General features: G+C 70.6%; 12 protein-coding genes. 3 read left to right on the top strand and 9 right to left on the bottom strand.

What is annotated here, in order from left to right; translation table 11 throughout:
• The 6 genes from ABZY11_RS37165 to ABZY11_RS37140 all read right to left on the bottom strand — a co-directional run.
• Window positions 1–226 (bottom strand): LLM class flavin-dependent oxidoreductase (locus tag ABZY11_RS37165; protein WP_356483395.1); only part of this gene is annotated, 226 nt, incomplete at its 3' end.
• A 111-nt stretch (window positions 227–337) separates the two neighbouring features.
• Window positions 338–1,312 (bottom strand): ABC transporter substrate-binding protein, encoded by a 975-nt coding sequence (locus tag ABZY11_RS37160; protein ID WP_356483394.1) that lies wholly within the window; start codon window positions 1,310–1,312, stop codon window positions 338–340.
• A gap of 32 nt (window positions 1,313–1,344) precedes the next feature.
• A complete protein-coding gene (locus ABZY11_RS37155) occupies window positions 1,345–2,097 on the bottom strand; it encodes an amino acid ABC transporter ATP-binding protein (RefSeq protein WP_356483397.1) in 753 nt (250 codons plus the stop codon).
• Between the two features lie 38 nt (window positions 2,098–2,135).
• A complete protein-coding gene (locus ABZY11_RS37150) occupies window positions 2,136–3,035 on the bottom strand; it encodes an amino acid ABC transporter permease (protein ID WP_356483393.1) in 900 nt (299 codons plus the stop codon).
• A 59-nt stretch (window positions 3,036–3,094) separates the two neighbouring features.
• Window positions 3,095–4,939, bottom strand: coding sequence for an FAD/NAD(P)-binding protein (locus ABZY11_RS37145; RefSeq protein WP_356483392.1), 1,845 nt, complete (start codon window positions 4,937–4,939; stop codon window positions 3,095–3,097).
• Window positions 4,936–5,802: an amino acid ABC transporter permease gene (locus ABZY11_RS37140; RefSeq protein WP_356483391.1), complete on the bottom strand. Its 867-nt coding sequence runs from the start codon at window positions 5,800–5,802 to the stop codon at window positions 4,936–4,938. Before ABZY11_RS37140 ends, ABZY11_RS37145 begins: the two co-directional genes overlap by 4 nt.
• 466 nt (window positions 5,803–6,268) lie before the next feature.
• Between ABZY11_RS37140 and ABZY11_RS37135 the strand changes: the two genes are divergently transcribed.
• Window positions 6,269–7,213 (top strand): ABC transporter substrate-binding protein, encoded by a 945-nt coding sequence (locus ABZY11_RS37135; protein ID WP_356483390.1) that lies wholly within the window; start codon window positions 6,269–6,271, stop codon window positions 7,211–7,213.
• 47 nt (window positions 7,214–7,260) lie between these two features.
• On the opposite strand, the gene ABZY11_RS37130 is transcribed toward ABZY11_RS37135, so the two are convergent.
• Window positions 7,261–8,493 (bottom strand): DUF5685 family protein, encoded by a 1,233-nt coding sequence (locus ABZY11_RS37130; RefSeq protein WP_356483396.1) that lies wholly within the window; start codon window positions 8,491–8,493, stop codon window positions 7,261–7,263.
• 309 nt (window positions 8,494–8,802) lie between these two features.
• Here ABZY11_RS37130 and sepF point away from each other — a divergent pair, with 309 nt between their 5' ends.
• Window positions 8,803–9,243, top strand: a complete 441-nt coding sequence (gene sepF / locus ABZY11_RS37125) for a cell division protein SepF (RefSeq protein WP_356483389.1) — start codon at window positions 8,803–8,805, stop codon at window positions 9,241–9,243.
• 55 nt (window positions 9,244–9,298) lie between these two features.
• Here sepF and ABZY11_RS37120 read toward each other — a convergent pair whose 3' ends face one another.
• Together ABZY11_RS37120 and ABZY11_RS37115 are read right to left on the bottom strand one after the other, a co-directional pair.
• Window positions 9,299–10,495 (bottom strand): acyl-CoA dehydrogenase family protein, encoded by a 1,197-nt coding sequence (locus ABZY11_RS37120; RefSeq protein ID WP_356483388.1) that lies wholly within the window; start codon window positions 10,493–10,495, stop codon window positions 9,299–9,301.
• 73 nt (window positions 10,496–10,568) lie between these two features.
• Window positions 10,569–12,266, bottom strand: coding sequence for an MFS transporter (locus tag ABZY11_RS37115; RefSeq protein ID WP_356483387.1), 1,698 nt, complete (start codon window positions 12,264–12,266; stop codon window positions 10,569–10,571).
• Window positions 12,267–12,799: 533 nt separating this feature from the next.
• Between ABZY11_RS37115 and ABZY11_RS37110 the strand changes: the two genes are divergently transcribed.
• Window positions 12,800–13,715, top strand: a 916-nt coding sequence (locus ABZY11_RS37110; RefSeq protein ID WP_356483386.1) for a phosphatase PAP2 family protein, incomplete at its 3' end; no start/stop codon positions are given.

Here is a 13,715-nt window from a genome sequence, read left to right as displayed (position 1 = left end):
GGGTGGTGGTGACGGTGGGCACCAGACCGATCCGGGCGGTGGCGGGCGCGACCCGGGAGAGCACCGCGAGCGCGTCGGGGCCGGGTCTGGCGAAGGAGTCGCCGAGCGTGACGAAGTCGAGGGCGCCGCGCTCGGCGAGCCGGGCGAGGCCGGTGTAGTGCCCGGGGTCGTAGCGGGGCGGACCGCCGATCTCGGCGGCCAGGTGGAGGGGTGCGGTGGCAGGCATGGGTGGGACCTCTCAGGGCTCTCTCGGGCTCTCGGAGCTCTCGGGCTCGCGGTTCTCAGGACTCTCTCGGGCTCTCGCGGTTCTCAGGACTTTCGCGTGGCTCTCGCGCGCTCAGTTCCCGGGCTCGGGCAGGCCGGGCGGGTTGATCTCGGACTTCGTGACGGCCTCGTCGGTGAGCCCCCAGCGCTTCAGTACCTTGGCGTACGAACCGTCCCGCACGATGTGGTCGATGGCGGCCGCGTACGCCTCGACCAGGCCGCTGCCCTTCTTCGTGGTGGCGGCGATCTTGCCCTGGAGCCCGTCGCCCGCGCCGGACAGCGTGCCGACGATCTCGGACCGGCCGGCCGACGCGACGTGGTAGTTGGCGGACGGACTGGGGCCGAGATAGGCGTCGATCCGGCCGGACTGGAGGGCCAGGTAGTAGTCGGTGTCCTTCTGGAAGTACTTGATGTCGACCGGCTTGCGCCCGGCCCTGACGTTCTCCTCGCTCCAGTCGACGAGGATCTTCTCCTGGTTGGTCCCGGACGAGACGGCGATCGTCCGCCCCGCCACGTCCTTCGGCTCCCTCACCTTCCAGCCGGATCCCTTCCTGGCCTCGAAGGCGATGTTGTCGAGCCGGTAGGTCGCGAAGTCGTACTTCTCCTTGCGCTCCTCGGTGACCGTGACGTTGGAGAGCACGCCGTCGAACTTGGAGCTGTCCAGGCCGACGAAGAGGTTCTCCCAGGAGACCTGCTCGAACTGCGGCTTCAGACCGAGCGTGTCGGCGATCAGGGTCGCCAGGTCGATCTCGGAGCCGATCCTGGTCCTGTCGTCGGTCGCGTAGAAACCGAGCGGTGGCGAGGAGTCGGCGCCGGCGCCCAGCCGCAGCGTGCCCCGCTCACGGATCGCCGCGGGCACCTTCGCCGCGATGGCGTCGTCCTTCTTCCCCCTGATCCGGTGCTGGTCGGGGCCGATGTTGATGCCGGCGCCCCGCTGCCCCTTCGGCTTCACCTCGCCGGTCGCGGCGTCACCGGTACCGCAGGCGGTGAGCAGTCCTGCGGCGGTGAGGGTGGCGAGCGCGGCGGACAGGGTGCGGCGGACGGACACGGGGGTACTCCTCGGAGAGAACATGGGCGGGATCACAGGACCTTGGACAGAAAGGCGCGGGTGCGTTCGTGCCGCGGACGGTCGAGTACGTCGCCGGGGGCGCCCTGCTCGACGATCCGTCCCTCGTCCATGAAGACGACGGTGTCGGCGACCTCGCGGGCGAAGCCGATCTCGTGCGTGACGACGATCATGGTGGTGCCCTGGAGTGCCAGATCCTTGATGACGTCGAGCACTTCCCCGACCAGCTCGGGGTCGAGCGCCGAGGTCGGCTCGTCGAAGAGCAGCAGCTTCGGTTCGAGGGCCAGCGCTCGGGCGATGGCGACCCGTTGCTGCTGTCCTCCGGAGAGCTGCTTGGGGTAGGCCGCCGCCCTGTCGGCGAGCCCGACCCGGGCGAGCAGCTTCTCCGCGGCGGCGACGGCTTCCTTCTTCGGGCGGCCGAGGGCGGCGACCGGGGCCTCGACGATGTTCTCCAGCACGGTCAGGTGCGGGAAGAGATTGAAGTTCTGGAAGACGAAGCCGATCCGGGTGCGCTGGCGCAGCACCTCGCGCTCGCGGAGCTCGTACAGCTTGTTGCCGTCCCTGCGGTAGCCGACCAGGGTGCCGTCGACGCTGATCCAGCCGTTGTCGACCTTCTCCAGGTGGTTGATGGTGCGCAGGAGGGTGGACTTGCCGGAGCCGGACGGGCCGAGGACCACGGCGACCTCTCCGGTGCGCACGGACAGATCGATGCCACGCAGCACTTCGAGGCTGCCGAAGCTCTTGTGGACGGAGCGGACCTCGACCATGGCGTCCGGGGTCGGGGTGGTGTCGGTGGTGGTGCGGCTCATCGCGCGGCCCCCCTGGCGTAGTGACGTTCGACGTAGTGCTGGAGGACGGAGAGCACGGTGGTCAGGAGGATGTACCAGACCGTCGCGACCATCAGCAGGGGCACGACCCTGCCGTTGCGTCCGTAGACGACCTGGACCTGGTAGAAGAGCTCGCCGATCGCCATCACGGAGACGATCGAGGTGCCCTTGAAGAGCGAGATGATCTCGTTGGCCGCGTTCGGCAGGATGGAGCGCATCGCCTGCGGGAGCACGATCCGGCGCAGCTGCCGGTGCCGGGGGATGCCGAGCGCCGCGGCGGCCTCCGACTGACCGCCGTCCACGGCGAGTACGCCGCCGCGGACGATCTCCGCCGCGTAGGCGGCCTGGTGCAGCGCCAGCCCGAGAACGGCCGCGCTCATCGCGCCGACCAGGTTCATCGTGTCGAAGGAGAAGAAGCCGGGCCCGAACGGGATGCCGAACTGCAACTCCTTGTAGAGATAGGCGAGGTTGAACCAGAAGAGCAGCTGGACGATGAGCGGGATCGAGCGGAACGCCCAGATGTAGGCGTGGGCGACCGCGCTGAGGAACGGGCTGTCCGACAGCCGCATGAAGGCGAGCACGATGCCCAGCGCGAAGCCGAGGACCGTGCCGTACAGGGTCAGTTGGAGGGTGACCCAGACGGCCTTGAGGATGGTCCCGGCGGTGAAGAACTGGACGAAGACGTCCCACTCCCAGCCGGGGTTGGTGACCAGGCCGTGCAGGAACTGGGCGAGTACGACGGCGGCGGCGGCGACGGCGGCCCAGCGCCAGGGGTGGCGCACGGGGACGACGGTGAGCGTGTCGTGGTCGGTGGCCGCGGGGGCGGCGGTGCGCGGTCCGGTCGCCTTGTCGATGGGTGGATCGCTGGTGAGGGACATGAGGGGTCCTTGGGCTGCGGTGTACGAGGGTGGGGCGGGGGGCGGGCGCGGAGTCGCGGTCAGCCGTCGCTACAGGCGAGGTCCCGGAGGAACACGAGCGCCGTACGGGCGGTGGCGTCGTTCTGCCGGAAGGCCGGACCGCCGGTGCGCGGCCGGGTGAACGCTCCGCCGGCGCGGGCGGTGGTGAACGGGCCGAGCGCGAAGCGGCGCGGGTGCGGGCGGCCGTCCCGGCCCAGGATCCGGCCGCTGTCGGGGGCGACCGGGAGCAGCCCGGTGGCGGTGGCGGCGGCCCCGTCCTCGTACAGCTCCTGGAGCAGCCGGCTGCGGGTGCGTTCCAGCGTGGGGTCCGGCAGCCGGGCCTCGACCAGGGCGCGGGCCGCTATCCGCTGCCCCGGCACGGTGGCGCTGCCGGCCAGGAACAGGCCCCGCCGCTCATCTGCCTCGACGGTCATTCCGGCGCCGAGGAAGCGGACGACACCGGCCCGGGAGAGCGCGAGGAGCTGGTGCAGCCGGGGTCCGGGCGGGCCGGAGGCGAGATAGCTGAAGAAGCCGTGCCACCAGCCGCCGATGTCGCCGAGCCGGATCAACTGCCCGTAGGCGGACAGCAGTCCGAGGAAGACGGCGAGGTCCGGGCTGTGGGCGGGGTCGTGGCGGCGTTCCAGGTCTGCGGTGATGTAGCCGCGCAGCCCCGCCTGGAGTGCGTCGTACGAGGGGTAGCGCACCCCGTCCAGGGGGTGGTCGAGCGCTTCGAGGTCGAGCCGGTCCGCCGGGTCGGGAACGGCGGCGGCGACGAGGGCGGCCAGTTCGGGTCCTGCCGGGTCCGCGGCGGCGTACTTCGCCTCGAAGCCGGCCCAGTCGCCCCGCGTGCGCTCGGGGTGGGCGGTGAAGAGGCGGTGGTAGTGGGCGTAGCCGAGCTCTTTGTCGACATGTGGCCACACATCGCGCCGGAAGTCGACCGGGCCGTCCGCCTTCAGCAGCGCCTCGGTCCGGTCCGGGCCGAGGAAGCGCGGCAGTGGCGGCCGTTCGCCCTCCCAGGCGTAGCCGATCTTGGAGTGGTACGGGACGCCGCGGCGCGATCCGATGTGGAGCACGGGCTCCCGGCCGGACGGCACGTACTCGCCGTCCTCGTACCGTCCGCCGCGGCCCTCGGTGAGCAGCACCATCAGGTCGACGAAGGCGAGCCCGAAGCCCCGTACGATGACCGGCTCGCCCGCGGGCACCTCGGTGAGGTCGGTGTCGGCGGTGAAGTCCGGCGGCAGATGGACGAGTCCGTGCCGGTCCGCGAAGTCCGCCAACCGGATCTGTTCCGGCTCGGGTTCGGCTTCCAGGTGGCCGATGGTGACGGCGACGGCATCGGCGAGCAGCGGGGTGTCGCGCCCTTCCAGCCAGACGCGCTGTCGGCCTTCGCGCGGCCCGGTGACCCGCAGGGCGCTGCCCCGGTGCCAGTGGACGGTGATGCCTTCCGGGAGGGTGGCCACGGCCTGCTCGTACACCCAGCGCAGATAGACGCTCTGCAGTCGTCTGCTCGGAAAGTCGGGGCCCTCCAACGCCTTTATTTCGTCGAGGAGTTCGGGATCGATTTCCGCCCCGTCCGGGAGCGTCGCGCGCCCGTCCCGGATGTCCGCCGCCCAGGTGTGCAGCGCGGGGCCCGGCCGGACCGGCCCCTCCTGCTGGACGGTGTCGTCGGTGAACATCGTGACGTCCTCGGCCATGGAGTTCATCCAGAGCAGCGGGGACTGGTCCTGCCGCCAGATCCGTCCGCCACCGGGCGGGTACGGGTCGACGAGATGGATGGCCAGCGGGCGGTCCCCGTACAGGACGGGGGCGTTGGCGGCGATGCGCTCGATCAGGCCGGTGCCGCGCGGTCCGGCGCCTATGACCACGAGCGCCGGTGTCCCGCTCATCGGGCACCCGCCGTGCCGCGCGCGTAGTGGCGCTCGACGTAGTGCTGGCCGACACCGAGCAGGGAGGTGACCACGGCGTACCAGATGGTGGCGACCAGCAGCAGCGGGATGACCTGATAGGTGCGGTGGTAGACGAGCTGCACGGAGTACAGCAGGTCCTGTACGGCGATGATGCTGACGATCGAGGTGCCCTTGAGGGTGCCGATCAGCATGTTCCCGGCGGGCGGGACGATGGAGCGCATCGCCTGCGGGAGGACGATCCGGCGGAGCCGGCGCCAGAATCCGAGCCCCAGCGACTGGGCGGCCTCGATCTGTCCGCCTTCGACGGAGAGGATGCCGCCGCGGACGACTTCGGCGGCGTACGCGGCCTCGTGCAGGGTGAGCCCGATGACGGCGACCGCGACGGGGCCGAGGAGGTTCACCGTACGGACGCCGAGGATCTCCGGGTAGAGCGCGCCGATGTTGAACCAGAACAGCAGCTGGACCAGGATCGGGGTGGACCTGAACAGCCAGATGTATCCCCAACCGACCGCCTGCAGAACGCGGTTGGCGGAGAGTCTGAGGACGGCCAGCAGGGTGCCGAGGGCGAAGCCGAGCACCATGACCAGTGCCGTGAGCCAGAGGGTGAGACCGAGGCCGCGCAGGACCGCGGTGGTGGTGAAGTAGTCGGCGACGACATCCCACTGGAAGGCGTCGTTGCGGATGACGGAGTCCAGCGCCAGGGCGAGCAGCGCCAGGACCGCAACGGCCGCCGCCCACTGGCCTGTTCGGCGCACCGGAACGATCCGGGGCAGGTCGGTTCCGTTGCTCTTGGTGAGCGGGGCGGGGTGCGGCGGAGGGAGGGTATCTGTCTGCGCGGACATGCGAAGGCTCCGTGGATGCAGAGATCGAACACGGGGCGTGCCCTCAGCCAAAACACAACGCGGACCGGGCCCCTCAGCACCGGTCCGCTTCCGAGGTAAGCGCTGTTCACCGCGCGTTGTCAAGCTCGTCCACACTGTGAGCCGTGCGTCTCGGTTCGGTTGACGGACCACCGGATGCCTGTTCCACTGGGGCCATGCATTCGCAGCAGTGGCTGGTCAAGCGCTCCCACATCGACTTCGGTCGCGTGTGGTCCTCTTCCTGTTGAGCCGACCCCCCTGCGTTCTTCCATGACTTCGCCCGGCGCCGTATGCGGCGCCTGAGCACTTTTCCCTGCGTGCCTTCACATGCACAACACCGTTCTCCCCTCCCCTCGCTCCGCCGTCCTTCCTCGCCCCGGCCGTGGGGCCGCCGCGCGCTGCCCTGCCGCGTCCGCTCACGGCCGACGACTCTGGAGAACCACGCCTCATGCCCCGAACCCGGCACACCGCTGCCTTCGCGCTGATCACCGTCGCCACTCTCGCCCTCACCGCGTGCGGGTCCGGCGATCCGGCGGCCGCACCGGCCGGCGCCGCCGGGAACGCGGCCGCCAAGGGGAAGGTGCCGACGACCGTTGTCGTCTCATCGGTGCACAAGGACGAGGCCGCGGCGAAGCTGCTGCCCGCCGGGGTCCGCGCTTCCGGGACCCTGACCATCGCCGCCGCCGTCAGCAACCCGCCGGGCGCCACCTACCTCGCGGACGGGAGGACGGTGGCCGGTACGGACATCGACTTCGCGGACGCGGTGGCCAGGAAGCTCGGGCTGAGGTTCACCCGCGAAGTTGCCTCCTTCGAGGCGATCCTGCCGGCGCTGGACAGCGGGAAGTACGACGTGGGAACCGGGAACTTCGGGGTGACCGAGGAGCGCCGCAGAACGATCGACTTCGTCACGTACATCAATGACGGCCAGGGCTTCGCGGTCCGCGACGACAGCGAGCTGAAGAACGTCACCGATCTCACCCAGCTCTGCGGACTGACCGTGGGCACCGGTGCGGGCACCACCTTCGAGGTGACCCTGGAGGAGAACCGGCACCTGTGCACCGACGCGGGCCGCAAGCCGTACGACGTGAAGACGTACAGCGACCAGGGCGCAACCTGGGCCTCGCTCCAGCAGGGCCGCAGCGATGTGGTGATGTCCACCATCAACGGGCTGCGGTACGCGGTGCGGCAGCAGGAGGGCGTGCGCTTCCTCAACGAGTTCAAGCGCCTCGACGTCGGCTTCGCCTTCAAGAAGGGCACCCCGTTGGCGCCCGCCTTCCGGGCCGCGGTGAACAGCCTCAAGGCGGACGGCACCTACGACCGGATCCTGAAGAAGTGGGGCATCGGCGCATCCGCGATCAGGACCTCACAGATCTCGCCGCCCGAGATCAAGTGATCCGGACCGGGCGGACCAGCTGCTCGCGGGCGGGCCGGGTGCCCTGCTCAGCAGCTGCAGTCGCAGTCGCAGCAGTCGCACGAGCAGCAGTCCCCGCAGTTGCTGCAGCAGTCGCACGCATCGCAGGCGTCGCCGCAGTCGCACCGGCTGCAGAGTCCGTCGCGGCGCTGATGGCTCCACGGGTCGTTGAACGTGCCGCAGCACATCTGGCAGGTGCAGGCCAGCCCCGCCCACACCAGGCAGCCCACGATCAGGCCGCGCCGGTCGCGCGGGGGCTCCGGCGGCGGCTGCGGCGGACCGGCGGGGCCACCGGGGCTCGGCGCGTACGGATTGCCCGGCGCCGGCCCGAAGGACCCGGTCCGACGCATGCCCGACGGGGCGCCGGCTCCGTCCAGGAGCACGCCGCCCGCCTGGTGCGAGCACTCCGTGGTGCCGAAGGCCCGGTCGACCGACTGGCGCAGTTCGTGCACCAGCAGCACATGGGCCAGCTTGTCGTCGGTGAATTCCACGTCGCGCAGCGCCAGCCGTACGCCGTGCAGCGCGTCGTCGCACAGCCGCCGGGCCTCCGCCCGCGAGGTGCCGGTCGCGGTGAGCGGGTTCCAGGCGCCCGACGCGGTGTCAGTTTCCTGGTCCTCCACGGCGTCCAGCAGATGTGCGAGCCGCCCGAAGAGGCGGCCGGCCTCGGCGAGCAGTTCCGCGTTCTGCGGCTTGCCCGCGAGCACCGCGGTGTGCGCGAAGGCGGCCGCGGTGGCGGTCTCGGTGGGCTCGGTGACCGTGAGCAGCGGGGTGCCGGGCCCGGCTATCAGCTCGATGCCGGTCTGCCGGTCGACGGCGTCCACGAGCAGCGCCGTGTCGAAGCCGAGCTGTGCGCCGGTGCGCGCGCCGGCCCGGTCCCAGCCCGCGGCGACCCGGCGCGCGGCGGCGGCGACCGGGCGGCGCTTCAACAGGCCGTCCCCGTCCGCGACGTGGTCCCGGACCTTCGCCGAGGCCAGCACCAGGGAGACGGCGGCGGCCAGCCTGGCTCCCTCGCCGCGGGCGACCGGGGCGGTCCGCATGGCGCGCAGCGGGCAGGGCCCGGCCGTGCGCCGCCATCCGGTGGTGCGCTCGGCCTGAGCCTCCGTCAGGACAGAAACAATCAGACCGTCATAGTTCGTAACGGTCCTGGCGAATTGCCCGTGATCGGAGCGAAGTGCGAGGCAGAGCCCGCAGAGATGGGCCATCCACTCGGTCCTGAGCCCCTCGGACAGGCGATGGGTGCAGGGCCTGACGATTCCGAACACGACGATCCCCCGAGAGTCGTTCACCTTTTGCGCCGCGCTCGTGCGACTGCGCGACGTGCATCGTATCGAGCGGTCCGTTCACCCGTACGTCCCTCATGTCACCCGTACGGCCCGGGGCATCATATTTTCTTTCTTTCGGACTCCTTATGCGGGAGGAACCCTGACGAATCGCCACATCTTCTGTGCCAGTACCGTCACGAATCCCCTGCGCGCCGACTATCCACTTGGCGCACGATCCGCATCATGGACGACCATAGGGATACGAAAGAGATGCGGAACACCACGGAACCGCGGTGAGAGGAGGCGTCCATGGGATCGGTGCGCAAGGCGAGTGCCTGGCTGGGCCTCGTAGAGGACAACGACGAGCGGTACTACGACGACGAGTACGCCGAGGGCGCGCAGACCGGGACCGGTGGCCAGGCCTGGGTGACCGACCCCCGGGTGCAGGTCGCGTCCGAGACGGCCGAGGAGACGGGCCGCCGGATCGCCACCGTCACCCCGGACAGCTTCCGGGATGCGCGGGCCATCGGAGAGCTCTTCCGGGACGGCGTCCCGGTCATCGTCAACCTCACGGCCATGGATCCCACCGACGCGAAGCGCGTCGTGGACTTCGCCGCCGGACTGATCTTCGGACTGCGCGGCTCGATCGAACGCGTGGCCACCCGGGTCTTCCTGCTGACCCCGGCCGACACCCAGGTGGTCACCGAAGCCGCCGGCCGGCCGACCGACGGCTTCTTCAACCAGAGCTGAGCAGGGCGCTCGCCAGGCAGTTCCACGCCTCTCCCGGCACGCTCCGCCGGTCCCGCTAGCGGAACGCGTCGAGTCCGGTGAGCGCCTTGCCCAGCACCAGCTGGTGCATCTCCACGGTTCCTTCGTAGGTGAGCACCGACTCCAGATTCGTCGCATGACGCATCACCGGGTACTCCAGCGAGATCCCGTTGGCGCCGAGGATCGTGCGCGAGGTACGGCAGATGTCGATCGCCTCCCGCACATTGTTGAGCTTTCCGAAACTGACCTGCTCCGGGCGGAGCCTGCCCGCGTCCATCCGCCGGCCCAGATGGTGGGCGAGCAGGATTCCCTTGTGCAGCTCCACGGCCATGTCCGCGAGCTTGGCCTGGGTGAGCTGGAAGCCGCCGATCGGCCGGTCGAACTGCTCCCTCGTCCTCGCGTAGTCCACGGCCGCCTCGAAGCTGGCGCGGGCCGCACCCATCGCTCCCCAGACGATGCCGTAGCGGGCATGGCTGAGGCAGCTGAGCGGGCCGCGCAGACCGGTGACGCCCGGGAGCACGGCATCGGCGGGCAGCCGCACCTCGTCGAGGACCAGCTCGCTGGTGACCGAGGCGCGCAGCGACCACTTGTGCTTGATCTCCGGCGCCGAGAAGCCCGGGGTGTCGGTCGGCACGACGAAGCCGCGGATTCCGTCGTCGGTCTGCGCCCAGACGACGGCCACCCCGGCGACCGAGCCGTTGGTGATCCACATCTTGCGGCCGGTGAGCACCCAGTCCCCGCCGTCACGCTTGGCATGGGTACGCATCCCGGCCGGGTCGGAGCCGTGATCCGGTTCGGTGAGGCCGAAGCAGCCGATGATCTCGCCGGCCGCCATGCCCGGCAGCCACCGCTGCCGCTGCTCCTCGGAGCCGAAGCGGTGGATGGCGTACATGGCGAGCGATCCCTGCACGGAGACCAGGGAGCGGATACCCGAGTCCGCCGCTTCGAGCTCCAGGCAGGCCAGACCGTACTGGACGGCGGTGGCGCCCGCGCAGCCGTAGCCCTGGAGGGACATGCCGAGCGCGCCGAGCGAACCGAGCTCGCGGGCCAGCTCGCGGATGCCGGGCAGTTCGCCGTTCTCGTACCACTCGGCGATGTGCGGGAGGACCCGGTCGGCGGCCCAGTCGCGGACGGTCTCGCGGATCGCGAGGTCCTCGGCACCGAGCAGATCGTCGATGCCGAGCGGGTCGGCGGGGTCGAAGGGTGGGAGCTTCGAGGACTCGGTGGTGGACATGAAGATGCCTCCGGCGGCTCGCGCGATGCTAAAACTAGCAGTGTTAGTTATGGCGTCGCATCGACGTTACGGCTCAGTGTGCCGCCCGTCCAGAGCCGGTCGCCTCGGCGGGTCGGCGCCGGGCGGGCCGCGGCAGGGGCCGCTGCGCGCGGCCCGGAACGGACGCCTCGTGCGGTGTGCGGTGTTCCCGCGCCTCGCTCGCGCCGGTCCGCTCCGCTTCGTCGGGCGCCGGACACTCCATCACCCGCGGCAGCCGCAGCGCGGCCAGTGCCCCGAACAGCAGCAGAGCGGCGCTGACCAGCAGCGTGACATGCAGCCCCGTGATGAAGGAATGGCGCGCCGTGGAACGCAGCACCGCGCCCAGCGGACCGCCCAGCCTGTCCGCCACCTGGTACGCCTCGCCCAGCGAGTGAGCGGCGGCCGCGCGGGCCCCGGCCGGGACACCCACTTCGGGAAGCTTCGCGAGTCCGGGGGCGTAGGCGGCGTTCATGACACTGCCGAGCAGGGCTATCCCCATGCCCGCGCCCAGCTGGTACGAGGTCTCACCGATGGCCGCCGCCCCGCCCGCGCGGTCGGCGGGGGCCTCGCTGAGCATGGATTCGTACGCCCCGAAGAGCGTGGTCTGGAGCCCGAAGCCGAGGGCGACGAAGGCCGCCGTCAGCAGCACGGGCCGGTCGTGCTGCCCCATCGCGGTCAGGATCAGCACCGAGACGGCCGTGAGCACGAAGCCCCAGCCGACCATCCGGCGCGGTCCGACCCGGCGCAGGGTGTACGAGCCGGTGGCGCCCGCGGCCATGGCCGCGAAGGTGAGCGGAAGCAGTCGCAGACCGGTCTGCAGCGGGCTCAGGCCGAGGACGAGCTGGAGGTACTGCACGGCTATGAGCTCAAGACCGACCAGGGCCAGCATGGCGAGGACGATGCAGCCCACCGCGGTGGAGAAGGCGGGCCTGGCGAACATCCCGATGTCGATCAGCGGATGCGTACGCCGCTTCTGACGGCGTACGAACACGACGAGCAGTACCGCTCCGATCAGCAGCGGGGCGAGGGTGGCCGGGCTCAGCACGCCCTCACCGGTACCCGCCCGCTTGACCCCGAGGACCACCCCGAGCACTCCGGCCGCGGCCATCAGCGCGCCCAGCACGTCCCACGGGCCGTCGTGGCTGCCGCGCGACTCGGGCAGCAGCAGCCGTCCGACCGGCAGGACCAGCGCCATCAGCGGGACGTTGATCAGAAAGACCGATCCCCACCAGAAGTGCTCGACGAGGAAGCCGCCGATGACCGGCCCGGTGGCGGCGCCCACGGCGGCGACCGCGGTCCAGACGCCGATCGCCACGGCCCGTTCACGCCGGTCGGGAAAGACCTGCCGGAGGATCGACAGCGTGGCCGGCATGATCATCGCGCCGCCGACGCCGAGCAGGGCACGCGCCGCGATGAGTACGGCGGGACTGTCGGCCATCGCCGCGATCGCGGAGGCGACACCGAAGAGGGCGTACCCGAGCAGCAGGACGCGACGGCGGCCGACCCGGTCCCCGAGGGTGCCGAAGAGAATCAGCAGCGAGGCACAGACCAGCGGGTAGGCGTCGACGATCCAGAGCAGACCGACCGCACTGGGCCGCAGATCCTCGGTGAGGGCGGGTACGGCGACGTGGAGCACGGTCGCATCGAGTGCCACGAGCAGGAGGCTGAGGCAGAGGACGACGAGGACGACCCATCGGTTGGCACCGTCGGCTGCTGGGCGCAGCCGGATTCGGGCTGTGGTCGTCCCGGACATGCATGTACCTCCCAAAAGGTCCCTCGCACTCGGCGGGCCAACCGTGGATGCGGCGGTTCGCCGCTCCTCATGGCCCGGCATCGACGGGCGAGTGGTCCGTCAGCGTACGCGAGTTCGGGGCCCTCACACGTGGTCCACCTCATACCCGGTTACGCCATGGGGTGTGGCGTACGCCACCCCGACCCGCCGTCCGGACCTGCGAGGACACCCTCCGCTCCCGGCACAGGACGGTACTCGGCCGCCCACGCGGAGCACCCGCCGGGCCCGCGCCGAGAGCGGCCGGTGACCGGACCGGCACCGTCCGTTCCCCCCTTCTCGGCCCGAATAAATTCATACCGGCACCTCCTGCGCTTTTCTGTCCGCGCCCAAACACCCTTCCGAAATGCGTGCGAAATCAATAGCGCGAAGGCCCGCCGAGATGCTTACGCGAGTCAGAATTCATGACCCTGTTGAGACATAGTCCACATCACATCGTCATCACAAAGAGACCGGATCGACCTGGTCCCGCACTAACTCGCTGTAACGTCGATTGGGTGCGTACCGACATCTTTGCCCGGCTGGACCGGGAGCCGGAGCCGCCGAAGATAGAGCCACCGCGGATGAGCCGTCACCGCATCGCGCTCTTCGGCGGGACGTTGGCGTTCTATCTCGCCATCGTCATTGCCGTGCTGGTCTCGTCCTGGCTGGTGACCCTGGACTGGAAGGTCATGCTCTTCCGGCCGTATCAGCAGTGGCCGGAAATCCATGCCTTCCTCGACTACTACATCGTGCTCGGCCAGCGCGGACCCACCGCCACCATGGTCGCCTGCTGGCTCGGCTGGCGCTCCTGGCGGCAGCACACGCTGCGCCCCCTGCTGACGCTGGCCGCGGCGCTGCTGCTGCTCAATGTGACGGTGGGCGCGGTCAAGATCGGCCTGGGCCGCCTCGGCCCGCACTACGCGACCCAGATCGGCTCGGCCGAGCTCTTCGCCGGCGGCGATATATTTCCCTCGGGCCACACCGCCAACGCGGTCGTGACCTGGGGAATCCTCGCCTATCTGGCCACCACGCCACGAGCCCGGCGCTATCTGTCGGCCATGTCGGCGATCGTCTCGCTGGGCGTCGGCCTCACCACCGTCTATCTCGGTACGCACTGGCTCAGCGATGTCCTGCTGGGCTGGGCCGCGGGGCTGCTGATCCTGCTGGGCCTGCCATGGGTCGAGCCGCTGATCACCCGGGCCGAGGCCTGGACCTTCGCCCAGCGCGACATCCTGCGGGGAATCGGCCGCCCCGTTCCCTCGGTGCCCGTCGCGGCCGGAGGGCCCAGGACCGTACTGCTGCCGCAGCCGGACGGCGACGACGCCCCGGCGCTGGAGCCGGTCGTCGCGGCGGCCGCGGGCGGCACGGGCACCCGCTCGCGCGCACACCCGTCGCATCCGACGCATCTGGTGCGCTCGGAGCGGACGCCGG

The organism is Streptomyces sp. NPDC006510, assembly GCF_040611955.1.
GTDB lineage: Bacteria > Actinomycetota > Actinomycetes > Streptomycetales > Streptomycetaceae > Streptomyces.
Note: the sequence above shows the minus strand (reverse complement) of the source record. Positions and strands in the feature narration are given on the sequence as shown.

Bases quoted from the DNA above. Each gene is read 5' to 3' on its own strand.
- ABZY11_RS37155 (WP_356483397.1), bottom strand. From the start codon at position 2,097: ATGGTCGAGGTCCGCTCCGTCCACAAGAGCTTCGGCAGCCTCGAAGTG.
- ABZY11_RS37150 (WP_356483393.1), bottom strand. From the start codon at position 3,035: ATGTCCCTCACCAGCGATCCACCCATCGACAAGGCGACCGGACCGCGC.
- ABZY11_RS37145 (WP_356483392.1), bottom strand. From the start codon at position 4,939: ATGAGCGGGACACCGGCGCTCGTGGTCATAGGCGCCGGACCGCGCGGC.
- ABZY11_RS37140 (WP_356483391.1), bottom strand. From the start codon at position 5,802: ATGTCCGCGCAGACAGATACCCTCCCTCCGCCGCACCCCGCCCCGCTC.
- ABZY11_RS37135 (WP_356483390.1), top strand. From the start codon at position 6,269: ATGCCCCGAACCCGGCACACCGCTGCCTTCGCGCTGATCACCGTCGCC.
- sepF (WP_356483389.1), top strand. From the start codon at position 8,803: ATGGGATCGGTGCGCAAGGCGAGTGCCTGGCTGGGCCTCGTAGAGGAC.
- ABZY11_RS37120 (WP_356483388.1), bottom strand. From the start codon at position 10,495: ATGTCCACCACCGAGTCCTCGAAGCTCCCACCCTTCGACCCCGCCGAC.
- ABZY11_RS37115 (WP_356483387.1), bottom strand. From the start codon at position 12,266: ATGTCCGGGACGACCACAGCCCGAATCCGGCTGCGCCCAGCAGCCGAC.